This is a genomic window from Sphingomonas sp. CARO-RG-8B-R24-01 (assembly GCF_022662295.1).
GTDB lineage: Bacteria > Pseudomonadota > Alphaproteobacteria > Sphingomonadales > Sphingomonadaceae > Sphingomonas.
This window is the reverse complement of record NZ_JAKNQI010000008.1, coordinates 1-25502: the sequence shown is the minus strand read 5'-3', so window position 1 is coordinate 25502 and position 25502 is coordinate 1. Positions and strand designations below refer to the sequence as shown.

Below are 25502 nucleotides of genomic sequence, written 5' to 3'. Positions count from 1 at the left end.
CATGAGCAACGCCCTCACCCCCTCGCCCCAGCCGCAGCTCCCCAGCGGCGTCGCGTCGCTTGTTCCCGAGCGGTTCGCCAATCCGCTCGCGCAGATGCAGGGCCTGCTCGCGCAGCCCGCGGTCCGTCGCAGCTTGCCGATGGTCCTGCTCGTCGGCCTGCTCGCCACCGCAGCCGCCGCGTGGATGATGCTCGCCACCCCGACGCAGAAGACTCTGTTCTCCGGCCTGTCGGATGCCGACAAGGGCGCGGTCACGACCGCGCTGACCACCGCCAACATCAAGTCGCACATCGACGACTCGACCGGCGCGGTGACCGTCAACGAGGAAGACTTCTCGCGCGCGCGCATTCTGCTCGCAGGCCAGGGCCTGCCAAAGGCGGCGCCCGGCGGCTACCAGATCCTCGACAATCTCCCGATGGGCGTCTCGCGCGCGGTCGAGGGCGAACGCCTCCGCCAGGCGCGCGAGACCGAACTCGCGCGCTCGATCCAGGAAATCGACGCGATCGCCGAGGCACGCGTCCATCTCGCCACCCCCGAAGCCTCGGTGTTCGTCCGCGACAATGCCGCGCCGTCCGCCTCGGTGATCGTCAAGCTCCAGCCCGGGCGGAGTCTCGGCGACGCGCAGGTCGCGTCGATCATCAACCTCGTCGCCTCGTCGGTGCCTGGGATGAAGCCCGAAAACGTCACGATCGTCGACCAGATGGGCGGCCTGCTCACCAAGGGCGCGAACGAAAGCGCCACCAGCGCGGCGAGCGACGAGCGCATCGCGCTCCAGCGCCGCGTCGAGGAAAAGTATCGCGCACAGATCGTCCAGTTGCTCACCCCGCTGATCGGCGCGGGCAATTTCACGACCGAAGTTCAGGCCGACGTCGACCTCAACGAGACGCAGGCGACCAAGGAAAGCTACGACAAGGCCGGTACGCTGCGCGTCGAGCAGGGCCAGTGGACCAGCAACGGCAAGGACGGCGGGCAGGCCCCCGGCGGCATCCCCGGCGCGCTGTCCAACACCCCGCCGCCCGCCTCGACGCTTACCGCGCCGCAGCCGACGGCATCGCCGACCCCGGGTGCTCCCGCTGCCGCCGCCCCCGGCGCGGCAACCGGTCCCGCCGCCGCAGCGGCCGGTGCGGTCAGCGATGCGCTCAAGGCCAGCGACCAATATTCGCGCGCCTATGATCTCGGCAAGGAAGTGTCGGTCAGCCGCACCGCGCCCGGCGCGATCTCGCATCTGTCGGTCGCGGTGCTGCTCCGCGATCCCGAGACCGGCAAGCCGCGCGGGACGGTCGAGATCCAGCAGATCACCCAGCTCGTCCAAAGCGCGGTCGGCTACAACCAGCAGCGTGGCGACGTCGTCACCGTCATCAGCCGCAAGTTCGCGGGCGCGTCGGCGCTCGACGACAAGCAGCCTTGGTATGAGGCGGGCTGGCTCCCCGTCGTCGCGCGCAACCTCACCGCGATCGTCGTCGCGCTGCTGGTGCTGCTGCTCGGCGTCCGGCCGCTGGTCAAGGCGATCTCGAAGAAGAAGGGCGAGGACACCGCCGCCAGCCAGACCGGCCAGCCGCGCGACCTGCTCGGCGAAGCGCAGGGCGGCGGGCCCGCAGGCCCGGAAACGGGCGAGCCGGTCACGATCGACGCGCTCGAAGGCGCGCGCAGCTATGACGAGCGGATCGGGATGGTCCGTGGCTTCACCCGTGACAATCCCGCGCGCGCCGCGCTCGCGGTCCGCGACATGATCAAGTCATGAGCACCGCGGTCGTCCGCAGCTATAGCGGAGTCGAACGTGCCGCGGTGCTGATGATGCTCGTCGGCGAGGAGGAAGCCGCGGCGATCCTGCAGAAGCTCGATCCCGAGGAAGTCCGCCAGCTCGGCAAGGCGATGTTCGCAGTGGCGGACGTCAGTGAAGCCGAAGTCGCCGACGTGCTCGACGATTTCGTCGGCCACGCGCGCGAGCGTACCGCGATCGGCTTCGACCCGCGCCCGCGGATCGAGGCGGTGATGACGCGCGCGTTGGGCCAGGAAAAGGCCGACAGCGTGCTCGCGCGGATCGTGCCGGTCGAGGACGCGTGCCAGCTCGACCTGCTCGACTGGCTCGACGCCGGCGAGATCGCCGCGATGATCGACAAGGAACACCCCCAGATCGCCGCCGTCCTGATCGCCAATCTCGACCCGACGATCGGGGCGCAAGTCCTCGAGATGATGCCCGATGCGATCCAGCCCGACATCCTCCACCGGCTTGCGCGACTAGGGCCAATCACGCCCGAGGCGGTGGAGACGCTCAAGACCATGCTCGCCAACCGCACCGGCACCGGCAAGGCGCAGGCGGGCGTCACGCTCGGCGGGACCAAGGACGCCGCGAAGATCCTGTCGAGCGGGCGCAAGGCGACCGAGCTGCGCGTCATGCCCAAATTGTTCAAGATCGACCGCGACGTCGCGAAGGCGATCGAGGAGGCGATGTTCGTCTTCGACAATCTGCTCGAGCTCGACGACAAGAATCTCGGCACGCTGATCCGCAACATCGACAGCGACGTGCTGACGCGCGCCTTGAAGGGCGTCGACGAAAGCATCCGCGCGCGCTTCCTCGGCTGCATGTCGAGCCGCGCCGCCGACGGCATCCGCGACGAAATGGAATCGCGCGGCCCGATGAAGCTGTCCGAAGTCCTCGACGCGCAGAAGATCATCATCCAGATCGCGCGCAATCTCGCCAAGGACGGGACGATCCAGATGGGTGGCGGGGAGGACGATTATGTCTGAGTTCGTCGCCGGTTTCTCGCCGCGCAGCCAGGGGATTGCGGATGCCCTGCAAGCCGCCTTCGCACCGCGCGTCGGGGGCTTCGCCGCGGCGGATCTCCGCGAACGCGCGGGTGGCCGTGCCGGGCCGGTCGTCTTTGCGGCGAGGCCCGAGGGGCCGCGCCACTTTTCCCCCGCCGATCCCGATGCCAATCCGACCGAGGGCTGGGACCCGTTCGATGCCGAGGCCACGCCGACGACGCCGTTCGTCGATCCGGTGCTGGCGGCACACGCGGCGGGCTATGCCGAGGGCATGGACGCCGCGCTTGCCGAAGTCGCCGCCAACGTCGAGCGCGACCACCGCCTGCTGACCGAACTCGCCGCCGCGCTTCAGGCGGGCGAACGCTTCGACCGCGAGGCGACCGCGCGCCGCTTGCGCCAGACCGTGATGTTCCTCGTCACGCAGATCGTCGGCGAAGTCGGGATTTCGCCCGAGCTGCTCGCACGACGGATCGATTCCGCGGCGGATCTGCTCAGCGACGGCACCGAATCCGCGATGCTCCGGGTCAACCCCGCGGACGTCGCGCTGCTCGAGGGCAAATTGCCCAAGCAGGTCTTCGCGATCGGCGACGCGGCGATCACGCGCGGATCGTTCCTGCTGGAAAGCGCGTCGACGATCGTCGAGGACGGCCCCGAATTGTGGATCGAACAGCTCGGCGCGGCGATCGACCGCGTCGCGGTGCCGACGCACTGATGGCTCGGTCTTTGTCAGGTCGTGCCGCACGTGTCGCACGCACCCCCAAACCGTTCGGGCTGAGCGAAGTCGAAGCCCTGCCCGGACCACACACCTCGCTTTCTGCTGCACGGGCCCCTTCGACTTCGCTCAGGGCAAACGGGAATGGAAAGGGCCTCGTCCCGGCACTTCGACCCGCTCCGCACGAGAGCACCCCCTCTAACCCGTTCGGGCTGAGCGCAGTCGAAGCCCCGCCCGCCCAAGGTCCCGCCACATGCTGAACCGTTTCACCGGCGACTATCTCGACGCGCTCGTCGTCCCCGATTTCACGCCGCGCCCCAAGGTCTCGGGCCGCCTCGCCTCGTTCGACGGCCTGCTGATGGAGGCGGTCGGCCTCACCGTCCCCGTCGGCACGGTCTGCCAGGTCGGGGATCGCACCGCCGCAGTCGAGGCCGAGGTGATCGGCTTCCGCAACGGGCGCACGCTGCTGATGAACCTCGGCGGCCCCGCCGCGCTCCTGCCGCAAGCGCCGGTCCGTCCGCTCGGCGCGCCGGGCGAGGCGGAGGTCGGCGCGGCGTTGCTCGGGCGCGTGGTCGATGGCACCGGCAAGCCGATCGACGGGCTCGGCCCGATCCGCGGTGCCGGGCGCTGGCCGCTCGCGGGGAAGATGCAGTCGCCGCTCGATCGCGGGCGCGTGCTCGAGCCGCTCGACGTCGGCGTTCGTGCGATCAACGGGTTGCTCACCGTCGGCCAGGGCCAGCGGATCGGGATCATGGCGGGCTCGGGCGTCGGCAAGTCGGTGCTGCTCGGGATGATCGTCCGCGCGGCGCAAGCAGACGTCGTCGTCATCGGGCTGATCGGCGAGCGCAGCCGCGAAGTCGCCGACTTCCTCGAAACCAAGGTCGCTGGCGCGGCGCTCGCGCGCTCGGTGGTGGTCGCGGTGCCCGCCAACCATTCGCCGGTGCTGCGCATCCGCGGCGCGTTGCGCACCCACGCGATTGCCGAGGCGTTTCGCGCCGAGGGCAAGAAGGTCCTGCTGATCATGGACTCGCTCACCCGCGTCGCGCACGCCGGGCGCGAGATCGGGCTTGCGCTGGGCGAGCCCGCCTCCGCGCGCGGCTATCCACCGTCCGCGATCGCGATGCTTCCGAACCTCATCGAACGCGCGGGCGTCGACGTCCACAGCGGCGGGTCGATCACCGCGATCTACACCGTGCTGGCGGATGGCGACGACGGCAACGATCCCGTGGTCGACAGCGCGCGCTCGATCCTCGACGGGCATATCGTGCTCTCGCGGCAACTCGCCGAACGCGGCGTCTATCCCGCGATCGACCTCGGGCCATCGGTCAGCCGCGTGATGACCGACATCGTCGACAAACCGCACCAGCGCGCCGCGCGCGTGCTGCGCCGCCACCTCGCGACCTATGAGGAGAATCGCGATCTCGTGCTGATGGGCGCGTATCGCTCGGGCGCTGACCCGGCGATCGACGCCGCGATCGCGTGCCACCCGGCGGTGCTCGAATATATCAAGCAGGATCCGGACGAGACCATCTCGCTCGGCGATTCCGCGATCGAACTGATCGGCGTGTTCGGCGATGCCTAAGTCCAAGCTCGACCGGCTGCTGCGCGTCCGCACGCTGCAACTCGGGCTCGTCCAGGCCGACGAAGCGCGTGCGCGCGACAAGGCGCACGCCGAGACGACGCTCCACGGCCGCATCGTCCAGCTGTCCGAGAACGTCGCGCCGACGGTCGCGCCAATCGGCGCGTCCGCGCTCGGCGCCGCCGCGCATTTCCGCGAACGCCTCCACCGCTCCGCCGAAGCCGCCGAGGGCCGCCTGCGTGTCGCGCAAGCGGTCGCCACCCGCGCCGCCGAAGCCACGCGCGAGGCGCGCCGCGACCAGAGCGCGATCGAGAAACTGATCGCGCGCGCGGATGCCGAGGCGGCGCTCAAGGAATTGCGCGAGATGGAGGCGATGCCGCCCGCGCGCGTGATCCGGCACGATCCTTGCTGAACCGCTGACGGGTGCCGCTTCCGGCCCCGCTGGATGCCTGCATGACCGACCTGACCACCTTGCTGTCCCCGACCGCCCCTTCGGCATCGCCGCTCGCCCCCACGGCGCCCGCGTCGGTGACGGGCGTGCCCGGCATGGCAGCCCAGTTCGCGCAGACGCTCGGGGACATGCTGGCGAGTACGACGTCGGTCGTGCCGTCCGCCACCATTCCCGCCGCCACGCCCGCCGCCACGCCCGCCGCCACGCCCGCCTTGGGGCCGGTCGCGCTGCCCCAAACCGCACAACCGCTCCCCATCCTGGGTCTGGTCGGACCGCTGCCAAACGGCAAGCTGCTGGCCACCGGCATCACCGACCGGCAAGCGCTTGCCGACGACGGCAACGCAGTGCCTGCCGAGCCCGCGGTCCGGTTTCTCGCCAACCCGGCGTGGCGCGCGGCCGTCGTCGGGGCAGCGACCCCGCCCCGCACCTCCGTACCTTTGCGCACCGCGCTCGAGCGCGCCGCCGCCCAGGTGGCGACCTCCGCCGCCGCCAAGCCCGCGCGGGGATCGACCACGGCGTCGGTCGCGAAGTCTCCCCGCGAGCATGCGGAGAACGTGTCGGCGCTCCCCGAGGCGGCGACGGACGGCCCGGTCGTCTTGCCGTCCACACCGGATGGTACGGCGAGCGCACCGCTACCGCTCCCGGCGGTGCCGCTGACCACCGTTCCCGCGCCGGCGAGCGCTGCGCCCGAGCGGGTCGCCTCGGAGCCGGACGCCCGCCAGCAAGGCACCGTTGCATCCGTTGCCGGACCCGCCGCCAGACCGGCAGTTGCGATGCTCCCGGCCCCGCCAATGATCGCGCCTGCCGGGCCGGACCTCGCGGCCATCGTTGTCGCCCCCCCGGGGCGCACGCCGGCACGCTCGGTGCAGATCAATGCGACGCCACCAGCGGTGCAGGAGCAGGCCCTGCCCGCCCTCCTGCCCGATCCCACGGCGTCGCGCACGCAAGGAGTGGCCGTTCCGGCAACCGAGCAAGACGCAGCAAGCGCGCCGCCGCGCGTCTTGGCGCGGGCGGCCCGCGCGTTGCCGTCCGACCAGGCCATTCTCGCCGCGCTCGGCGCGCTGCCCAATCCCGGGCGCGACGCGAGCCCCGTTCAGGGCGCAACGCCGGCCATCGTACCTGTGCCAGAGGTGGCTGCGACCCCAATCGCGCCAGTGGCGTCCACCACGGTACGACCGCCCGCCATCGACGCACTTTCGCCCCAGCAACCAGCGACAGCCGCCCCCGCGACCGCCACCGCGGCAACCGCGCCGCTTGCGCGCGTCGCCGCAATGACCGCCGACGCCCTGGCCGGCCGTACCGCCGCCACCGCCCCCGACTCTCCTGTGCGGAGCGAGACCATGCCCGTCCGGCTCGACCGAAGCGTCGTGCCGCCGATCGCGGTCTCCGCCACCCCGCAACCCGCCGCGCAGGTCTTCGCCGCCGCGCTCGCCACTGCGGCGACCTGGCGCGACCGCCCTGCAGCCGAGCGTACCGACCCCGCATCCCCCACGCCCCCGCTCGGCTTCACCACCGCCGTCGACCTCGGCAGCACCACCCCGGTCCAACCCACCGGCGACGCGCAGCGCGCACCGCTCGACCTGACGCAGGACACCGGCGTCCAGCGGATGATCGACCATATCGAAGTGCTCCGCGACGACGCCGATTCGCGCGATACGCGGATCCGGCTGGTCCCCGATGCGCTCGGCAGCGTCGACGTCGCGGTGCGGCAGGTCGGCGAGCGCATTCACGTCAGCTTCACCGCCGAGCATGAGGCCACGCGCGCCCTCATCGCCGACGCGCAGCCGCGCCTGACCGAACTCGCCGCCGAGCGCGGCGTGCGGATCGTCGGGACCAGCGTCGCGACTGACGCCAATCCGGGCACATCCTCGTCGCTCCAACAGGGACAGGCGCAAGCCCAGTCCCAGTCCCAGTCGCAACCGCAATCCCAGAACCCGTCCCAGTCGCGCCCCAACGCCCCGCAGCAGCCGCCCCGCGCATCAACGCGGGCGCAGCGCGACACCGAAACCCCCGAGGACCAGCGCCTCGCCTAACCCCCAAGGAAGCAGAGCATGAGTGAGATCGTCGAAGAGAAGACCAAGAAGAAAAAGGGCGGGATGATGAAGATCATCCTGATCGTCGTCGGGTTGCTGGCGCTGGTCGGCGGCGGCGTCGGCGGCACGCTGTTCGCGGTCAACGCCGGGTTTATCGGCGGCGGCGGCAAGCATTCCGAGCCCGAAGGCCCGCGCCTCGTCCCCAAGAGCGAGCAGAAGCGGATCGGCGCGGGTGGCGAAGGCGGCGATGCGCATGCGACCGCGGGCAACAAACCGCCGATCGGCACCGGCGGTGACAAATATGCCTCCAATTACTACGCGATGGACAAGGAGTTCACCTCCAACCTGCAGGACAGCGTCCATTTCGTCCAGGTCGGGGTCGCGGTGTCGACGCCCTATGACGATTCGGTGATCCAGAACATCAAGACCAACGAGATCGCGGTGCGCTCGTCGATCCTGATGGCGCTGGGCGACACCACCGAGGAGCAGGTCTTCACCAGCGACGGAAAGCGCCAGCTGGAACGCCGCGTGGCCAAGGCCATCAACGATACGCTCAAGGAAAAAGAAGGATTTGGAGGCGTCGGTAACGTTTACTTTACCAGTTTCGTTGTTCAGTGAGCCATGGTTAACAAGGCATCAGCGACGGCGGACGAACGCCGCGAACGGACGCGAGGCGCAGCCAAGAGCGGCGGTGCGCAGCACGTCGCGCTCGGGGCCACCAACCTCAATCCGTTCGGCGACCTGCACACCGTCCAGCATCTCTCCGCGCGGCTCGCGCGCGGGGTGCGCGGGGTGTTCGAGCCGTTGCTGCGCCGCGAATGCCGCACCTGGGCGGAGCCGCTCGTCGTCCAGCGGCTCGCCGATTACCGGATGGAACGCCCCGACGGGCTGACCGCATGGCTGCCGATGACGATGACGCTCGGCAGCGCCCCCGCAGGCCAGGCGCTGGCCGTCCTCGACGGGCGGTTCGTGCTCGAACTGCTCGACCTGTTCTTCGGCGGGACCGGCCACGCCCCAGCCGAACTCCCCGCCGAATTCACCCCCGCCGCGGAGGTGATGGTGACCCAGCTCGGCAAGCTGCTCGCCGAACCGATGCGCGCGGCCTGGGAACCGCTCGCGCGCCTGTCCTTCACCCCCGGCCATGTCGAGCTCAACCCCGCGATGCTCGCGAACCTCGACGCAGACGATGCGCTCGTCATCACGCGCTTCGGGATCGCGGTCGGCACCGCCAAGCCCGTCTTCCTCGACCTGCTCTACCCGGTCTCCGCGCTCAAGCCGCACGGGCCTTCGCTGACCGGCAAGGTCCACGGCAAGACCGCCGAGCCCGACCCGAGCTGGCGCACCGGCCTCACCCGCGCGGTGATGGACGTGCGCTTCCCGATCCGCTCGGTCCTCGCCGAGCCGATGGTCTCGCTCAGCCTGCTGATGGGCCTCAAGGAAGGCGACGTGATCCCGATCAACGTCGGGTCGGACGTGCCCGTCATGGTCGGCGGCGACCGGCTCGCGCTCGGCACCGTCGGCACGTCGAACGGCAAGGCCGCGATCAAGCTCAACACGATTTGTTACGACATCGACAGCGACTTCAGGGGCGATTTGCAATGAGCGACATGAGTTCAACCCCGTCGAGCGGCTTCCCGCTCGATGCCAGCCTCGCTGCGAACTTCCGCCTGTTGCAGGATGTCGACGTCAAGCTGACGGTCGAGATCGGCTCGACCTCGCTGACGCTGCGCGAGCTGCTCGCGCTCGGCGAAACCAGCGTGATCGAGCTCGACCGCCAGGCGAACGAGCTGCTCGACGTGCTGGTCAACGGCACGCTGATCGGCCGCGGCGAAGTGGTGATGGTCGGCGATCGCTTCGGCGTCCGCATGACCGAGCTGGTCTCGCCAGAGAAGCGGGCCTGATCCGTCATGATGTGGTCCTATGTCCTCAAGCTCGTCATCCTCCTCCCGCTGGTGTGCGGGTTGATGATCGGCTGCCTGTATCTCTGGCGCCGGCTCGAGGCGCGGATGCCCGGCCAGCCCGCCAACCGGCTGCTCAAGGTCACCGAGACGATGATGATCTCGCCGACCGTGCGGCTCGCGGTGCTTGATTTCGAGGGGCGGCGGCTGCTCGTCTCGGTCAGCCGCACCGGCGTCGCGCTGGTCGATCGCGGGGGGCCGTCGGCATGACGCTTGGTCTCCGTTTCGACTGGCGGAAAGTTTTCCTGTTCACGATCGCGATCCTCCTCGCGCTCGTGGCGGTCCACCCGGCACTCGCGCAGACGGCTGCAGCGGCGGCTCCCGTCGCGCCGGCCCCCGGCGTCGGTGATGCGGCGGATCGCGCGCTGAAGGATCTGGGCGGCGGCAATGCCCCGCTGTCGCTCAGCCTTCAGTTGCTCATCGTCATGGGGCTGCTGACGATCCTGCCCGGCATCCTGCTGATGATGACGAGCTTCACGCGGATCATCATCGTGCTGTCGATCCTGCGGCAGGCGCTGGGGCTCCAGCAGACCCCGCCCAACCAGGTGCTGGTCGGCCTGTCGCTGTTCCTGTCGTTCTTCATCATGGCGCCCGTCATCAGCCAGATCAACACGGTCGCGATCCAGCCCTATTCCGAGAACCGGATCGGCGCGACCGACATGATCAAGGCGGGCGGCGTGCCGCTCCACGCGTTCATGGCGAAGCAGACCCGCAAGAAGGACATCACGATGTTCGCCGGAATCGCCAAGAGCGGCCCGTACCAGAATGCCGCGGACATCCCCTTCTCGGTGCTGCTCCCGGCCTATGTGACGAGCGAACTCAAGACCGCGTTCCAGATCGGCTTTCTCGTGTTTTTGCCCTTCATCGTGATCGATCTCGTCGTCGCGACCGTGCTGATGTCGCTCGGCATGATGATGCTCTCGCCGACGATCATCTCGCTCCCGTTCAAGCTGCTCTTGTTCGTCCTCGTCGACGGCTGGGCGCTGACGATGGGGTCGCTCGCCAATTCGTTCGTGAGCTGAGCGCATGGACGCAGAATATTTCCTGACCGTCGCCAACCAGACGATGTGGGTGCTCGCGCTTGCATCGGCCCCGATCCTGATCCCCGCGCTGCTCGCCGGGTTGCTGACCGGCATGATCCAGGCGGCGACGTCGATCAACGAACAGACGCTGTCGTTCGTCCCCAAGCTGATCGTGGTCGGCATTTCGCTGCTGGTGTTCGGCGGGCTAATCATCGGGCTGCTGAGCGACTTCACGATCGGCATCTTCGAGCGGATCCCGGATCTGGTGCGCTAAAGTGCGCGCATTCCCCTCCCCGTGTTCCTGCGAAGGCAGGAACCCAGAGTCTCGCAAACCAACCCCCGTTGGTTTGCGAGACTCCTGGACTCCTGCTTTCGCAGGAGAACAGCAAGGGACGCCCAAGAGCGTGGACAAGCCCGGGATGACGGTATGGGGCGGGGTATCCCAATGGGCCCGCTAGGCCTCGGCCTCTCGATCGAGCCGCAGATGTGGGCGCTGATCTTCGTCATGATCCGCATCAGCGCGGCGTTCATCGCAGCGCCCGTGTTCAGCGCGGTGTCGATCCCCGTGGTGGTCCGCATCTCGCTGTCGGGCGCGATCGGCGTGCTCGTGCTCGGCGCGCATCCGATCACCCCGCCCGAGCATATCTTCGCGCTCGCGACGATCCTCGCGGTCGCGGCCGAGGCGCTGGTCGGCCTCGCGATCGGCTTCGTCCTCCAGATCGCGTTCGCCGCGCCGGCGCTCGCCAGCGAATTGATCGGCACCTCGATGGGGATCGGCTTCGCCTCGGCGATCGACCCGCAGAACGGCAAGTCGACCCCTGCGCTCGGCCAGTTCTTCACGATGATGCTCACGCTGCTGTTCCTGAGCGTCAACGGCCACCTCGTGCTCGTCGAGATGATCGTCAAATCCTATGACGTGATGCCGCCGGGCGCCGCATGGCTCAAACCCGCCCAGCTCGAGAACATCGCGCTGTTCGGCGGCTATACCTTCCTTGCGGGACTCCTGCTCGCCTTGCCGGTCGGCTTCCTGCTGCTGTGCCTCAACCTGATCGTGGGGATGATCTCGCGCTCGGCCCCGTCGCTCAACCTGTTCGCGGTCGGCCTCCCCGCCAGCCTCGCGGTCGGCGTCATCGCGCTTGCGATGGCGTTCCCGACGATGGGCGATTACATGCTCGTGATCGTCCAGGAAGGCCTCGCCGCCGCACAGAAACTGGTGCTCGGCTGATGTCGGAGGAGTCCGGCGAACGGACCGAAGCCCCAACCGCCAAGCGCAAGCGCGATGCGGTCGAGAAGGGCGACATCCTCAAATCGCGCGAATTCGCGACCGCGCTGGTGATGCTCGCGGGGATGGCGTGGCTCGCCCTGATGGGGCCGTCGCTGGTCGCCGCGTGCAAAGAGATCATGGCGACGAGCTTCTCGTTCGATCACCGCGACATCGAGGATTTCGAGCCGTTCCGTCCGCTGGCGCAAAGCGGCTGGAAGATCGCCCCCGCGCTCATCTCGCTGCTCGCGATCAGCTTCGTCGCGGCGATCCTCAGCCAGGCCGGGCTCGGGCATCTCGGGTTCAACGGCAGCCTGCTCGCGCCCAAGGCGTCGCGGATCAACCCTGCGTCGGGATTGAAGCGGATCTTCGGGCCGCAGGGGTGGATCGAGCTCGGCAAGGCGTTGCTCAAGGTCGGGCTGCTCGGCAGCATCGGCTGGTATCTGCTCGGCCAGGTCGCGCACGTGTCGATGGGGCTGTCGTCGAGCAGCTTCACCACCGCGGTCGGTGCCCTCACGGGAACGTTCCTCACCGTGCTGTTCACGATGGCGTTCGGCATGGTCGCGATCGCGGGGATCGACGTCCCGCTCCAGCTGTTCCAGCGGCTGAGCAAGCTGCGCATGTCGAAGCAGGCGATCCGCGACGAGAACAAGGAAACCGAAGGCTCGCCCGAAGCCAAGGGCGCGATGCGGCAGCGCCAGCGCGAGATGTCGATGCGCAGCATGCGCAAGAGCGTCGCCGAAGCACACGTCATCCTCACCAACCCGACGCATTTCGCGGTCGCGCTGCGCTACGATCGCGAGAACGATCAGGTCCCGGTCGTCGTCGCCAAGGGCCGCGGCGTGGTCGCGCTCGCGATCCGCGAACTGGGTGCGGAAACGCGCATCCCGGTGCTCGAATATCCCGCGCTTGCCCGCGCGGTCTATTACACGAGCCGCGAGGGGCAGGAGGTCCGCGACGACCTGTATGTCGCGCTCGCGACCGTGCTCGCGTTCGTGTTCGGGCTCAACGCCGAGGCGGGTGGCCTGCCGCCGCCGGTCTTCGTCCCCGAAACCGCGCGCTATGACGAGAATGGCGTGCAGATATGATCGAACAGGCCGGAAAACCGCTAAAGGTTTCCCCGTTTCCGCCGTTCTACCTTGCGAGCAGAGCGACGGGACCGACCGCATGACGACGACGACCAGCGCCACCAGCGCGACGCCCACGCCGACACCCACGAGCACGACCACGATCGGCCAGTCGCTGATCAACGGGCTCAACGCGGGATCGGGCGTCGATACCGCGAGCCTCGTGGCGTCGCTGACCCAGGCACAGTTCGCGTCCAAGAACCTGCAGCTGACCAAGCAGGACACCGCCCTCACCGCGCAGATCTCGTCGGTCGCCAAGGTGCAGAGCGCGATCACCAGCTTCGCCTCGGGGCTGACCACGCTGGTCAAGGGCGGCAGCCTGCAGACCCAGCCGACCAGCAGCGACACCGGCGTCCTGACCGCCAGCGCGCTGCCGGGCGCCAAGCTGTCAGGCCTGTCGGCGTTCGTCGAAGTGACCCAGCTCGCGAGCGCGCAGACGTCGACCAGTACCACCCGGTTCGACAGTCGCAGCGCGACCGTCGGCACGGGCACGCTGACGCTCACGCTCGGCACCGCCGGCGACAGCGCCGTGTCCAGCCTCAGCGGTGCCGCCGCGCCGGTCAGCATCAAGATCGATTCGACCAACAACACGCTCGACGGCATTGCCAAGGCGATCAACGCGGCCAACAGCGGGGTGTCCGCAACGATCGTCACCGATGTCGACGGCAAGGCGCGCCTGACGCTGAAGGGCCCGACCGGGACCGACAAGGCGTTCACGCTCAGCGGCGACAGCGGCAGCCTCGCCCAGCTCAACGTCGGCGGCAGCGCGCCCGCCAGCACGATCACCGGATCGGCCGGCAACGCCAAACTGTCGCTCAACGGCACCCAGGTCGAACGCTCGAGCAACACGATCAGCGACCTGGTCGACGGTGTCCAGCTGACGCTCTCCAGCGTCACCGCCGCGGGCAAGCCGGTCGTGCTGGGCAGTTCGACCCCGACCGCCGGGCTGACCCAGGCGGTCGGCGATTTCGTCGATACCTACAACCAGCTGCTCGCCGAACTGAAGACCGAGACCGATGCATCGACCGGTCCGTTGAAGAGCGACTATAACGCGACCAACCTGATGCGCGCCCTGCGCGGCATGACGCTGACCACCCTGACGACCGGCGGCGCCGCCGGCAGCCCGAGCACGCTCGCCGCCATCGGGGTCAAGACCAACAAGGACGGGACGCTCAGCGTCGACCAGACGCAGCTGTCCGCCGCGCTGACCAAGACCCCCGACGCGGTCGAGACGATGTTCGCGGACGGCACGGGCGCGACCGGCGGCGGGATCGCGGCGGCGCTCAACGCGATCTCCACGGCTGCGGTCAGCAACAAGATCACCGTCAACGGGCGTACCGAGACGACCGGACTCGTCGCCAGCACCGCGCTCTACACCGCCGCCAAGACCAAGGTGGCCGTTGCCGAGGACAAGGTGACGAGCGACACGGCCGCGTACCAGGAGCGGCTGACCAAGCAATATGCCGCTTCGGACGCGAAGGTCGCCGCGTACAAGGCGACCCAGACGCAGCTCCAGAACCAGATCGACCAGTGGAACAAGTCGGGCCAATGACCGTCGCATACGCCTCCCCCTTCGGCCGCAACCCGGAAGCCACCTACCGCCAGATCGAGATCGCGGGGCAGACCGCCGAGGCCGATGGTCCCGCGCTGGTGCAGCTGCTGTACGATCAGGCGATCCGCGCACTTCGCGGTGCCGCCTGGGCCGCCGAAAACGGCAATTACAAGATGAAGAGCGACAAGGTCACGCGCGCCACCGCGATCCTGTTCGCACTCGAGGCGGGGCTCGATTTCGACAAGGGCGGCACCGTCGCGCCCGCCCTCGCCCGGCTCTACGCGGGCACGCGGATGACGGTGGTCAACGCGGCCGTGAAGAACGATCCGATGCCGTTCCGCGAGGTGGCGGACACGCTTGACGAGATCGGCCAGGCCTGGCGGACCGCGCGCGCGGCCTGACGCCCGGCCCTACGTCCGTCACCCCGGCGCGGGCCGGGGCCGGGTGGTTACAGGGGTACGGCGGGCGACGCCGTGCCGTATCGTCGGTCGTGCCACGCAACATGGTGGCCCCGGCCTTCTCCGGGGTGCCGGGAATAGGTTTGGCTTCTGCCCTACCCGAACCACCGCCGCGTGCTGAAATAGCCGATGATCCCGACCGTGATCGCGATGCACACCCCGCCGATCGCATCGAACGCCCAGGGTTCCTTCGAAAACGGCAGCCCCTCGACATTCATCCCGTACAGCCCGGTCAGGAACGTCAGCGGCAGAAAGATCAGCGCGACGATCGAGATCAGCAGCGAGCGCGAATCAATCTGTTCGGCGCGCAGGTCGGTCAGCGCCTCGTGCATCAGCGCGGAGCGTTCGCGGATCGCCTCCAGTTCCTCCGCCATGCGCGCCGCGCGGTCGGCGGCGGAATTGAGATGCAGCCGGTCGTCATCGTGCAGCCAGTCGCACGGCAAGGCCGCCAGCTTCTCCAGCGCCGCCCGTTGCGGCTGGAGGAACCGCCGGTAGCCGATCGCGGCGACCCGCACCTTGGTGACGTTGCGGCGCAGTTCGAACACCTTGTCAGCGTTGAGATCGGCCTCGCAATCGTCGAGCTGGTCGCCCAGTTCGCCGACCTCGGGATCGAGCTCCTCGGTGATCGCGCTGGCGAATTCCGCGATCAGATCGCCCGGATCGGCGATCGTCCCACCCTCGATCGCCTTCACCACGTCGTCGACCGCGGTCAGCGAGCGCCGCGTGACCGAGAACACCCGCCCCGCCAACGCGTAGATCCGCACCGAGGCCAGCGGGTCGGACGCCGTCATCGCCTCGTTGGAGCGCCCGCGCAGGTTGAGGAACGCGCCCTCGCCCAGCGCATCGCAGCGCGGGCGGGACTCGGTCGTGGTCAGCACGTCGACGACATAGTCGGGCAATCCGGCGGTTTCGCCCAGCCAGCTTTGCGCCTGCTCGTTGTTGCTGGTCAGATGGATCCAGATCAGCTCGCCGGACGTATCCATCGCCGCCTTGATGTCGAGCCGCTCGGCCTTCCCCTCCGCGACGCGGTACGCAAACCCGCTCATGGCAGCTCCATCCAGATCGTGAGTCCCGGTTCCTGCTCAACCGGCGGCACCTCGGAAATGATCCGCACCGCATCCGCGCGCGACCGGTCGAGGATCGCAGCCGGCGTCGCGGCGGGCGCATAGATCCGGTCGGCCAGCGCGAGCGCGCGCGCCTGCCCCAACGTCAAATCGTCCGGGTCGGCCGAGGTCAGCCGGATCGTCACCAGCCGATCGGGCGAGGCGGTCGCATCGATCAGCCACCCCGGCACCGCCTCGGGTGCCGCCGTCAGCGGGTCGAGCGGCCCGCCTTGCGCGAACGCCCGCCCCAGCGCACGACGACGATCGTCGAGCGCGGGCAGCACCAGCCGGATCGCACCGCGCATCGCGTTCAACCGGTCGGCGAGCGGCCCCAAAGTCGCGGGGAGGATCCCCTCCAGCCGTTGCCGCAGCGCCGCCGCCAGCCCCGCCGACGCGCCGCCCGTCCCGATCGCGATCAGCACCGGGCTGCGATCGATGATCGCGGGGAGCGTGAAGTCGCAATCGTCGGGCCGGTCGACCGCATTGACCAGCACGCCGCGCGCCTTCAACCGATCGATCGCGCCGCGCGCCTCAAGATCATCCTCGATCGCCACGATCGCGAGCGACGCCGCGCTATCCTCGCCGACGATCACCGCGCCCGCACGCTCGAGCAACCGCCGCTTGGCATCCGCGGGTTCGCCCTCGCCGAGCAGCATGACCGGCCGCCCCGCCAGCCGGACGAACAGCGGAAGACTGTGGAGTGTCATGCCGTGGGCTTGAGCCATTCGGGCAGGCGTTCGGCGGCAAGGATCGTCTCGGGGTTGATCCGGTCCGCGACCACCGCGAAACGATCGCCATCCACGAGAACCTCCGGCACCAGCGCGCGGCTGTTGTACGTGCTCGCCATCGTCGCGCCGTAAGCGCCCGCGGTGCGGAACACCGCGAGGTCGCCGCTCACCACTTCGTCGATGTCGCGCCCCATCGCAAAGGTGTCGCCGCTCTCGCACACCGGGCCCGCGATATTCGCCATCATCCGCCGCCCGTTCGGGCGCACCGCCGCGAAATCATGCCACGCATCGTACAAGGCCGGCCGCGCGAGATCGTTCATCGCGGCGTCGACGATGACATAGGGGTTGGTCACCCCCGGCTTGACCCAGATGACCTTGGTCAGCAGCACGCCCGCATTCCCCGCGATTACGCGCCCGGGCTCGAACATCAGCGTGACGCCCCAATCGCGCGTCACCCGCGCGACCATCGCACCGAAGTCGGCGGGGCTCGGGAACACCTCGCCCTCGCGATACGGCACGCCGAGTCCGCCACCGAGATCGATCCGGTCGATTATGTGCCCCGCACCGCGCAACTCGGCCATCAACGCGCCGACCCGGCGATACGCCGCTTCCATCGGCGCAAGATCACCCAGCTGGCTGCCGATATGCACCGCGACACCGCGCAGGTTGAGCCCGGGCAAGCCCGCCAGCCGCCCGAAGATCGCGGGCGCCTGGTCGATCGGCACGCCGAACTTGTTCTCGCGCTTGCCGGTCGAGATCTTGGCGTGCGTGCCCGCATCGACGTCCGGATTGACGCGGAGCGTCGCGTTCGCGGTCAGCCCGCGCTCGGTCGCGAGCTGCGCAAGAACGACGCCCTCTTCCTCGAGCTCGAGGTTGAACTGCCCAAGCCCGCAATCGAGCGCGCGGACCAGTTCCTCGCGCGTCTTGCCAACGCCCGAGAACACCACGTCCGCCGCCGGAATCCCCGCCGCCAGCGCGCGCGCGAGTTCGCCGCCCGAGACGACATCCGCGCCGTAGCCTGCGTTCGCAAGCAGCCTGAGCACCGCGAGGTTGGGGTTGGCCTTGATCGCATAGGCAAGGTGGACGTCGCCCGCCGCCGCCAGCCCCTCGCGGAACACGCGCGCATGCCGCTGGAAGGTCGCGGACGAATAGACATAGACGGGCGAGCCGACTGCTTCGGCGATCGCCGGCAGCGGCACGCCCTCGCAGTGCATCACGCCGTCGACGAGAGCAAAATGATCCATGAAATCAGCCGATCAATTGGGCGGGGGCAAGTCGAATTCGTCGCCGCGCCGTTCCTGGGAATTCTTCAGCAGCTCATCGCTGCGCTCGGGTCGGGCCTGGTTGCTGGGCGTCAGCAACTGCGTGGGTGTCGGTGTCGCCTTGGCCCCATAAGGCGCGACCGGGAGCGGCTGCCCCTCTGCCGGTTTGAGCGCGGAGGACGCGCCACAGCCCGACAGCACGAGCAGAGCCCCGAACCCAATTACCAAGCGTTTCATCGATGCGATCCTTCCCGCGCCGCCGCCACCGCGGCGCGCACGTTATTGGGGGCGGTGCCGCCGAAGCTCGTCCGGCTCGCGACCGAGGCATCGACGCTCAGCACGTCGAACACGCGCGCATCGATCCGCGCATCGATCGCCTGCAGATCGTCGAGCGACAACGCATCGAGCATCACGCCCAGCGTTTCCGCGCGGCGCACCGCTTGCCCGGTGATGTGATGCGCCTCGCGGAACGGCACGCCCGCTTCGCGCACCAGCCAGTCCGCCAGATCTGTCGCGGTCGCGAAGCCCGATTCCGCGACCTGCCGCATCCGCTCGGTCTTGAACGTGGCGCTCGCGACCATCCCGGTCATCGCCGCGATCGACAGCTCGAGCAGATCGTGCGCCTCGAACACCGGCGGCTTGTCGTCCTGCATGTCCTTGGAATAGGCGAGCGGCAGGCCTTTCATCGTCACCATCAGCGCGGTCATGCAGCCGAGGATGCGGCCCGCGTGCCCGCGCACCAGTTCGGCAGCATCCGGGTTGCGCTTCTGCGGCATGATCGAGCTGCCGGTCGACCATTGATCCGACAGCGAGACGAAGCCGAACGGCTGCGACGCCCACAGCACGAATTCCTCGGCCAGACGGCTGAGATGCAGCGAACATTGCGTCGCCGCCGTCAGGTAATCGAGCGCGAAGTCGCGGTCCGACACGCCGTCGAGCGAATTGCGCGTCGGCCCGTCGAACCCGAGCGCCTGCGCGGTCATTTCGCGGTCGATCGGGAAGCCAGTCCCCGCCAGCGCTGCCGACCCGAGCGGGCACAGATTGCCGCGCGCGCGCGCATCGGCGAAGCGGCTGCGGTCGCGCGCGATCATCTCGTGATACGCCATCAGGTGATGGCCGAGCGTCACCGGCTGCGCGCTTTGCAGATGCGTGAAGCCGGGCATCACGCTCGCGGCATGTTCCTCGGCGCGTGCCAGCAGCGCATCCTGGAACTGGCCGAGGGCGGCGTCGACCTGGTCGATCGCGTCCCGCACCCACAGTTTGAAATCGGTCGCGACCTGGTCGTTGCGCGAGCGCGCGGTGTGCAGCCGCCCCGCGACCGGCCCGATCGCCTCCGCAAGCCGCGCCTCGGTCTGCATGTGGATGTCCTCGAGGACCATGTCCTCGGTCACGCCATGCGCGGCATAATGTGCGGCGACCGTGTCGAGCCCCGCCGAAATCGTCGCGGCGTCCTCCGCGGAAACGATCCCCTGCTGCCCGAGCATCGCGACATGCGCCTTGGATCCCGCGACATCCTGCTGCCACAGCCGCTTGTCGAACGGGATCGAGGCATTTATCGATCGCATGACCGCGGCCGGACCCTCGGCAAAGCGCCCGCCCCACATCGCATTGGATGTTTCGTTCATGTCAGTCTCGACCATTTTGGTGTTCCGCTCGGCGATCGTCCCGGTCCTGCTGCTGGGCCTTGTCGCGGGTTGCGATAAGCAAGTCTCGGGCAACCGGCAAGCCGAGGCGACTCCCGCCGCGTCCACCCCCGCTCCGGCAAAGGCCGAGAAGATCGACCGCACCCACAAGGGCGACCCCGCGCCGTCGGTCAGCTTCGAAGGCCCCGACGGCAAGCCGATGACGCTCGCGCGGTTCAAGGGCAAGCCGGTGCTCGTCAACCTGTGGGCGACGTGGTGCGGGCCCTGCGTCAAGGAAATGCCGACGCTGGACGCGGCGGCGGAGACCATCACCGTCGCCGCGATCAGCCAGGACAAGGACCGGCCGACGATCCAGGCCTATTTCGCGAAGAACGGCTTCAAGCGGCTGAAGCCCTATCTCGACAAGAACGTCGCGCTGAGCGTCACCTATGAGGCGAGCCTGCCGATGAGCATCCTGTTCGATTCGACCGGCCACGAAGTGTGGCGCTCGACCGGCGGGATGGACTGGACGAGTGCGGAAGCGAAGGCGCTGCTGGCGGAGGCGAAGTAGTCCAATGCCCACCACCCCGGCGAAGGGGAGACCTCTGCGAAAGTCGCACTTTGCCCCTTCCCGTCACCCCGGCGAAGGCCGGGGCCGCCATGTTAGGGGGTTAGAACCGGCGATACCGCACCCAGCCGTCCCGCCGCGCCCGGGCAACCAAGCGGCCCCGGCCTTCGCCGGGGTGACGGATGCGGGATCGAGTGACTTTCGCCAAGGTCTCGCGAAGGCCGGGGCCCAGTAGCGAGGTCAGCGGTAACGGACGCGACGCTTCAGCAATCAGCGTTCCGCTCTTGGGCCCCGGCCTTCGCCGGGGTGGACGCGTTGTTTACATCACAAACAGCGCGAATCCCGCTCCGGCGCACCCGCCCCACGCGTCTTCCACGCGCCACCCGGCGCGCGATACTTGTCCCCCGGCGCCGTCTTCGCGATCAGGTTGCACCCCGACGTAAACGCGAAATCCTCGACCGTCGCGTTGTTCGCCGCCGCCTCGCGCGTGTAGACCGACTTACGCTGGATGTTGACGTGCGCGACCAGCGCCGACAGCGCGGGTGTCGACGCCCCCACCACGCCGAGATACCCGTCGGGCTGCTCGCCGATCTGCCCCGCCGCGCGCGCCGCCTTCCAGTCGTCCTGCGCCAGCGCGACGCCCGCGGTCCCGAGCAACACTGCCGCGGCGAGCATCGCCGCCATTTTCCACGTACGCATTCAGAAGATTCCCGGGTTGGACTGGATCACCGTCTTGGCCTGATTGTCGAGCCGGTAGACGACTTCCTGCTTCACATTGATGTTGAGATTGATCTCGATCGGCTTGTCAGGCGCATTGATGCTGACGCAGCCCGCCAGCGTCATCAGGGCACCCAAACTCGCGGTCGATGCCATTCGTTTCATCGCTGCGATGCTCGGTCGTCCCATATCGATCGTCAATCCTGTTTCGCTCATGGCACGATTCTGCTTTCCGGGGGCTGAATAACGGGGGGTTTCGACTGCCTGTCCTGCTCGAGCAGCAGGCTCGGCAGATTGCGTTCGATCAACCGCTTGGGATCGTAGAAGCTCTGCGCCGAATCGATCAGCTGCCGGAACGGCGCGCGCACGCGGATATTGAACACCAAGGGCAATTTCTGGAGCCGGTCGAACAGGAAGTTGCGCTTGGCACCCTTGCCCTGGCTGATCCCGGCGAACGTGACCTCGGTGATCATCTCGCCCGCGAGCGGTCCGTTCATCACCAGCGACAGGTTGCGATATTGCAGCGATTTCAGCGCCTGGAACGCATAATTGCCCCAGAAGCCGAGGTCCTTCTGCGTGATCTCGCCGACATAGGCGATCGCCCCCCCGCCCGGCCGCACCGCCAGCCGTCCGTCGACGATCCGCCCGCCGCTCGCATCGAACACCATCGGCAACACGCCGTCGAACACGCCGGTCGCATCGAGGTTCTTGAAATCGAACTGCTGGAGGAATTGCGCCGCCTCCATGCCGGTCACGCGGAACGTCATCCGCCGTTCCTGCGGCGATCCGAAATCAAGCAGCGTCGGCTCGAGCCGCAGCGCGCCCCCCGCAAACGGCCACACCCCTTCCTCGACCGCGATCCGCGTGCCGGGCAGTAATTGATAGCGGATCGTCCCGTCGGTCACCGCGATCCCCGGGTTGATGCTCTTGACCGTCGCCACCTGCCCCGGCGCGGTGGCGAGCGCGAGCAGGTCGGTAAAACGCACTTCGCCCGCGATCCCCGTCACCGGACCGAACGCGGCGGCAAGATCGGTATTGGCGGTGCCGAACACGCCGTCGCTCGTCACCCCCTGCGGCGTCCAGCGGATATGCCCCGCGCCCGCAACCGTGCCGACGACATCCGCGACCACGCCCAGCGTCAGCGGCGTCAGCAATTCGGGCTGGAACTTCGGCCCGAAGACGATCCCCGGCACACGCAGGTCGGCATGGCCGGTCCCCGGCGTAAGGTCATGGACGATCGTGACGTCCGCGACGCGTACGGAGCGGCTCGGTTCGAACAGTGCGCCGCCCGCGGTGATCTGGCCCGCCTCGAGCCGGAGCGTGACGTCGCGCGCCGCGAGCGGCCGGAAGCGCGCGACGGCGGCAGCATCCGCGACCGTCATCGTGCCGTCCACGCCAAGCGTGCCGCTCGCGAACCGCCACCCGCCCGTCGCACCCGACAGCACCAGTGGCACCGCACCGATCTGCCCGCCCGCCCCGACGAACCGCCCCGCCGCGCCGCCGTCGGCCACCGCGCCGGTGAGATCGGTAATATCGAGCCGCGTCACCCGCTCCGGCGTACCCAGCCGCAGGGCAACCCCGTTTGCGCCAAACCGTCCGTCCGCAAGGGTCCACGCCACACGGCGCAGCGCGAGCGTCACCGGCGAGGAGCCCAGCGTCCCCGCCAGCCGCGCGCCACCGATCCGGCCACCGCCGCCAAGCCGGCCGTTCGCCAGCCGCACCAGCGCGCCATCCTGCGGGCACACCGTCAGCGCGGATCGCGGCAAGTCGATGCCATTGGTGCGCAACCGCGCGAAGCCGATCGGCGCGCAGCCCGGATTGACGATCAGCGTCCCGCGCCCGTCCCAACGCGCCTCCACCGGCAACGCGAGCGCCTCGACCCGCCCATCGCCGAGCGGGCCGCTCAGGGCGATCCGCGTGGCGATCCGGCTCGCGCCGCCGCCCCCGGCGGAGAAGGCGATCGGCGCGACGACGAGCCGCGCACTCGCAGCCGCATAGGGCTCGACCACCGCCCGCCCGACCAGCGCCGCGCCGGGTGCCGCCTGCGCGATGATGGTCCGCGCCGAGGGGAGACCGCCGCCCGCGAGCACCGCCTCGCCTGCGATCCGCACACCGCCCGGCCAGCGATAGACCACGCCGCTCCCACCCGACAGCGTCGCGCGCGCGCCCGAGGCGCTCGCCAGGTCGAGCCGCGATACGACCAGCTGACCGCGCTTGCCGTCGATGATCGCCGAGACCGCCGCAGTGCCGTCGATCGATCGCCCCGCGGACTCGAGCGCCGCCGACAGCCTGGCGGCGAGTGGCGCGATCGGCGTGCCTGCCCCGACGCTGCGCATCGGTCCCAGTCGCGCGAGCAGCGCAGGCGGCACCGCCGCACGATCCGCGTGGACGCGGCCATCGAACGCGAAACCGTCGTCGGCGTAGCGATAGCGGCCGCTTACCCCCGCCCCGCCCGCACGCGTTCCCGCCGCAGCGAGCGCCCCCGACGTCAGGTCGACCGCCCCGGAGACATCCTCCGCCGAGCCGACGAACGCGACCGTCCCCGCCACCCGCTGCACGCGCGCGGCCGCGCTTGAGACGTCGCCGATCGCCAGTTGCGCCTTGCCCTTGAAATGGTCGAGCGTCAGCCCGAGCGCGACCGACACATCCGCCCGCACCCGCGCCGCGGCGACACCCTTGCATGCCGCACGATCGACGGCGACCGGACCCGCCAGGCTCGGCCGCGCCGCATCGATCCGGATGGCGAAGGTGGCGTTCAGCACCGAGATCCGGCAACCGCTCAGGTCAAGCGCGGTGGACCGCGCGCCGAGCATTCCCCGGAACCCGTCGTCGAGCTTTCCCCGACCCGCAAGCGCCAGCGCGACCGGGCCGTACGGCGTCGCCAGCGCGATCCGCGCATCCGCGATCTCGGCATGGAACGCGGGCAGCGCGAACGGCTTGCCCGACGGCGCGGGGAGCAGGCGGTCGATCGATCCGTACGACACCTTGCCGTTCGCGAGCGTGGCCCGCATCGCGACATGGCCCACGCGGATCGCGGTGATTCCGACGCCTGAAAACCACAGGCTGGTATCGACCTCGACCCAGTCGGCGACCAGATCGGGCCGTGCGGGATCGCCGATCCGCACGTTGGTCAGCCGCTGCGTGCGCAGCCCGATCCGCGAAATCTCGTAGCGCGCGGGCACGTGCGCGGCACTGAGCGCATCGTCGATGAAATGCTCGGCGACGGGTTTGCGCGCGAGCCACAGCGCAGCGAGCAGGACGAGGATCGCCAGCACGATGCCGGGCAGGACCCATCGCCATGACGCACCACGCCGCCCGGTTGCCACGGGCGAAACCGATTCCTCGGGAAGTTCGTCCGTCACGCCGTCTTCGTCACCCGCATTGCCTTGCGCCAAGACCTTAGACGGACAGAAGCCCCCCCGTCACCCCGGCGCAGGCGAGGCCTCTGCGAAACCATATCCGTTCTCCCGCGGAAGCGGGAGCCCAGGAGTCGCGAGAGCGTTCAGGTGTTGCTTTGCTGGACCCTGGATTCCCGCCTTCGCGGGAAAACAACGCGGGACCGGTCCGAAAACCGATTTTGGCAAAGGTCTCGCCGTTGCGGGAAAACACGAGGCGTGATGTCCATCCGCAATTTTCGCAGGACGTCGCGCCGCCGCCGCAGTGACGACGCCAGCCCCGGCGCCCCCGCTACTTCGACCAGCGCACGAAGATCGCGGTGGGCAACAGCAACCCGCGCGCTTCCTCGCGCACCGCCATCTCGCCAACCTCGACCGTCCCGCCGAGATCCGCCAGCGCCTGCCGCACCAGCTCGCCGATCGCGAGCGCGGACATCCGCACCGCATAGACCGTCAGCACCAGGAACTTGCTCTCCGCATCGAGCAAAGCGCGGCAATCCGCGATCAGCGCCGGCAAATTCTCCTCCAGCCGCCAAACCTCGCCCTCCGGTCCCCGCCCGAACTTGGGCGGATCAAGGAAGATCCCGTCGTAGCGCCGCCCGCGCCGCACTTCGCGCGCAGCGAACTTCGCGGCATCGTCGACCATCCAGCGGATCGGGCGATCCGCCATGTCGGACAGGAAGGCGTTGGCCTTGCCCGCCTCGACCGACTTTTTCGACGCATCGACATGCGTCATCCGCGCTCCCTTCGCGGCAAGCGCGAGCGTCCCGACCCCGGTATAGCCGAACAGGTTGAGCACCTCGTCCCCCTCGGCCACACGCCCGCGCATCCACGCCCATTGCGCGGCCATGTCGGGGAAGAAGGCGAGATGCCGGAACGGCGTGTTCTGCGCGAGGAACAGCAGTTCCTCCCAGCGCACATGCCAGCCCCCGCGCGGCACGTCCTTCGACAGATGCCACTTGCCGCCGCCATCCTCGTCGGACGCGCCAATGAAGTCACCATCGGCTTCCCAGCGATCGGACGCGGGTGCCCACATCGCCTGCGGCTCGGGCCGGATGAAGCGGAACCGGCCATAGCGTTCGAGCTTGCGGCCATGGCCGGAGTCGATGAGACCGTAATCGGCCCAGGGTTCGGTGATGAGAGTGAGGAGCGTCATGCGTGGTTCCTCCCCTCCCTGGAAGGGAGGGG

General features: G+C 69.0%; 26 protein-coding genes. 17 read left to right on the top strand and 9 right to left on the bottom strand.

The window, feature by feature from the left end; translation table 11 throughout:
• The first annotated feature begins 1 nt into the window (after window position 1).
• From fliF to fliS, 16 genes are all read left to right on the top strand, one after another.
• A complete protein-coding gene (fliF, locus tag L8G49_RS15465; protein WP_242186668.1) occupies window positions 2-1741 on the top strand; it encodes a flagellar basal-body MS-ring/collar protein FliF in 1740 nt (579 codons plus the stop codon).
• Window positions 1738-2748: a flagellar motor switch protein FliG gene (fliG, locus tag L8G49_RS15460; RefSeq protein ID WP_242186667.1), complete on the top strand. Its 1011-nt coding sequence runs from the start codon at window positions 1738-1740 to the stop codon at window positions 2746-2748. Before fliF ends, fliG begins: the two co-directional genes overlap by 4 nt.
• Window positions 2741-3478 (top strand): FliH/SctL family protein, encoded by a 738-nt coding sequence (locus L8G49_RS15455; protein WP_242186666.1) that lies wholly within the window; start codon window positions 2741-2743, stop codon window positions 3476-3478. The genes fliG and L8G49_RS15455 overlap by 8 nt, the downstream gene beginning before the upstream one ends.
• Window positions 3479-3731: 253 nt before the next feature.
• Window positions 3732-5060 carry a FliI/YscN family ATPase gene (locus tag L8G49_RS15450; protein ID WP_242186665.1) on the top strand — a complete coding sequence of 443 codons (1329 nt, stop codon included), beginning with the start codon at window positions 3732-3734 and terminating at the stop codon, window positions 5058-5060.
• Window positions 5053-5469 carry a hypothetical protein gene (locus L8G49_RS15445; protein ID WP_242186664.1) on the top strand — a complete coding sequence of 139 codons (417 nt, stop codon included), beginning with the start codon at window positions 5053-5055 and terminating at the stop codon, window positions 5467-5469. Before L8G49_RS15450 ends, L8G49_RS15445 begins: the two co-directional genes overlap by 8 nt.
• Window positions 5470-5510: 41 nt before the next feature.
• Entirely contained in the window at window positions 5511-7541 is a 2031-nt protein-coding gene (locus tag L8G49_RS15440) for a flagellar hook-length control protein FliK (protein WP_242186663.1), read from the top strand.
• Between the two features lie 18 nt (window positions 7542-7559).
• Window positions 7560-8159: a flagellar basal body-associated FliL family protein gene (locus tag L8G49_RS15435; protein WP_242138266.1), complete on the top strand. Its 600-nt coding sequence runs from the start codon at window positions 7560-7562 to the stop codon at window positions 8157-8159.
• A gap of 3 nt (window positions 8160-8162) precedes the next feature.
• Window positions 8163-9143, top strand: coding sequence for a FliM/FliN family flagellar motor switch protein (locus tag L8G49_RS15430; RefSeq protein ID WP_242186662.1), 981 nt, complete (start codon window positions 8163-8165; stop codon window positions 9141-9143).
• Window positions 9140-9442, top strand: a complete 303-nt coding sequence (gene fliN, locus L8G49_RS15425) for a flagellar motor switch protein FliN (protein ID WP_010161280.1) — start codon at window positions 9140-9142, stop codon at window positions 9440-9442. The genes L8G49_RS15430 and fliN overlap by 4 nt, the downstream gene beginning before the upstream one ends.
• Window positions 9443-9448: 6 nt before the next feature.
• Window positions 9449-9709, top strand: a complete 261-nt coding sequence (locus L8G49_RS15420; RefSeq protein WP_010161281.1) for a flagellar biosynthetic protein FliO — start codon at window positions 9449-9451, stop codon at window positions 9707-9709.
• Window positions 9706-10521, top strand: a complete 816-nt coding sequence (gene fliP / locus L8G49_RS15415; protein WP_242186661.1) for a flagellar type III secretion system pore protein FliP — start codon at window positions 9706-9708, stop codon at window positions 10519-10521. Before L8G49_RS15420 ends, fliP begins: the two co-directional genes overlap by 4 nt.
• A gap of 4 nt (window positions 10522-10525) precedes the next feature.
• The gene (fliQ, locus tag L8G49_RS15410) at window positions 10526-10795 is read left to right on the top strand and encodes a flagellar biosynthesis protein FliQ (protein ID WP_010161284.1); all 270 of its coding nucleotides are present in this window, start codon (window positions 10526-10528) and stop codon (window positions 10793-10795) included.
• A 171-nt stretch (window positions 10796-10966) separates the two neighbouring features.
• Window positions 10967-11746, top strand: a complete 780-nt coding sequence (gene fliR, locus L8G49_RS15405) for a flagellar biosynthetic protein FliR (RefSeq protein WP_242138262.1) — start codon at window positions 10967-10969, stop codon at window positions 11744-11746.
• Window positions 11746-12870 (top strand): flagellar type III secretion system protein FlhB, encoded by a 1125-nt coding sequence (locus tag L8G49_RS15400; protein ID WP_242186660.1) that lies wholly within the window; start codon window positions 11746-11748, stop codon window positions 12868-12870. Before fliR ends, L8G49_RS15400 begins: the two co-directional genes overlap by 1 nt.
• 79 nt (window positions 12871-12949) lie before the next feature.
• Window positions 12950-14461, top strand: coding sequence for a flagellar filament capping protein FliD (gene fliD / locus L8G49_RS15395; RefSeq protein WP_242186659.1), 1512 nt, complete (start codon window positions 12950-12952; stop codon window positions 14459-14461).
• A complete protein-coding gene (gene fliS / locus L8G49_RS15390; protein WP_242186658.1) occupies window positions 14458-14862 on the top strand; it encodes a flagellar export chaperone FliS in 405 nt (134 codons plus the stop codon). Before fliD ends, fliS begins: the two co-directional genes overlap by 4 nt.
• Window positions 14863-15014: 152 nt before the next feature.
• Here the strand turns inward: fliS and L8G49_RS15385 are convergent, their stop codons facing one another.
• The 5 genes from L8G49_RS15385 to argH are packed head-to-tail and all read right to left on the bottom strand — an operon-like array spanning window position 15015 to window position 19616.
• Window positions 15015-15965, bottom strand: coding sequence for a zinc transporter ZntB (locus L8G49_RS15385; protein WP_242138258.1), 951 nt, complete (start codon window positions 15963-15965; stop codon window positions 15015-15017).
• Window positions 15962-16729, bottom strand: a complete 768-nt coding sequence (locus L8G49_RS15380; RefSeq protein ID WP_242186657.1) for an NAD(P)-dependent oxidoreductase — start codon at window positions 16727-16729, stop codon at window positions 15962-15964. The genes L8G49_RS15385 and L8G49_RS15380 overlap by 4 nt, the downstream gene beginning before the upstream one ends.
• Window positions 16726-17994, bottom strand: a complete 1269-nt coding sequence (gene lysA, locus L8G49_RS15375) for a diaminopimelate decarboxylase (RefSeq protein WP_242186656.1) — start codon at window positions 17992-17994, stop codon at window positions 16726-16728. The genes L8G49_RS15380 and lysA overlap by 4 nt, the downstream gene beginning before the upstream one ends.
• Window positions 17995-18006: 12 nt before the next feature.
• Window positions 18007-18249: a membrane lipoprotein lipid attachment site-containing protein gene (locus L8G49_RS15370; protein ID WP_242186655.1), complete on the bottom strand. Its 243-nt coding sequence runs from the start codon at window positions 18247-18249 to the stop codon at window positions 18007-18009.
• A complete protein-coding gene (gene argH, locus L8G49_RS15365) occupies window positions 18246-19616 on the bottom strand; it encodes an argininosuccinate lyase (protein ID WP_242186820.1) in 1371 nt (456 codons plus the stop codon). The genes L8G49_RS15370 and argH overlap by 4 nt, the downstream gene beginning before the upstream one ends.
• Before the next feature lie 19 nt (window positions 19617-19635).
• Between argH and L8G49_RS15360 the strand changes: the two genes are divergently transcribed.
• Window positions 19636-20205, top strand: a complete 570-nt coding sequence (locus L8G49_RS15360) for a TlpA disulfide reductase family protein (protein ID WP_242186654.1) — start codon at window positions 19636-19638, stop codon at window positions 20203-20205.
• Window positions 20206-20526: 321 nt separating this feature from the next.
• On the opposite strand, the gene L8G49_RS15355 is transcribed toward L8G49_RS15360, so the two are convergent.
• The 4 genes from L8G49_RS15355 to L8G49_RS15340 all read right to left on the bottom strand — a co-directional run bounded on the left by L8G49_RS15355 (window position 20527) and on the right by L8G49_RS15340 (window position 25470).
• Entirely contained in the window at window positions 20527-20901 is a 375-nt protein-coding gene (locus L8G49_RS15355) for a YdbL family protein (RefSeq protein ID WP_242186653.1), read from the bottom strand.
• The gene (locus L8G49_RS15350; protein WP_242138732.1) at window positions 20902-21084 is read right to left on the bottom strand and encodes a YnbE family lipoprotein; all 183 of its coding nucleotides are present in this window, start codon (window positions 21082-21084) and stop codon (window positions 20902-20904) included.
• 47 nt (window positions 21085-21131) lie between these two features.
• Window positions 21132-24281 (bottom strand): YdbH domain-containing protein, encoded by a 3150-nt coding sequence (locus tag L8G49_RS15345; protein ID WP_242186652.1) that lies wholly within the window; start codon window positions 24279-24281, stop codon window positions 21132-21134.
• Between the two features lie 325 nt (window positions 24282-24606).
• On the bottom strand, window positions 24607-25470 hold the full coding sequence (locus tag L8G49_RS15340) for a class I SAM-dependent methyltransferase (protein ID WP_242186651.1): 864 nt from the start codon (window positions 25468-25470) through the stop codon (window positions 24607-24609).
• Window positions 25471-25502 lie beyond the last annotated feature (32 nt).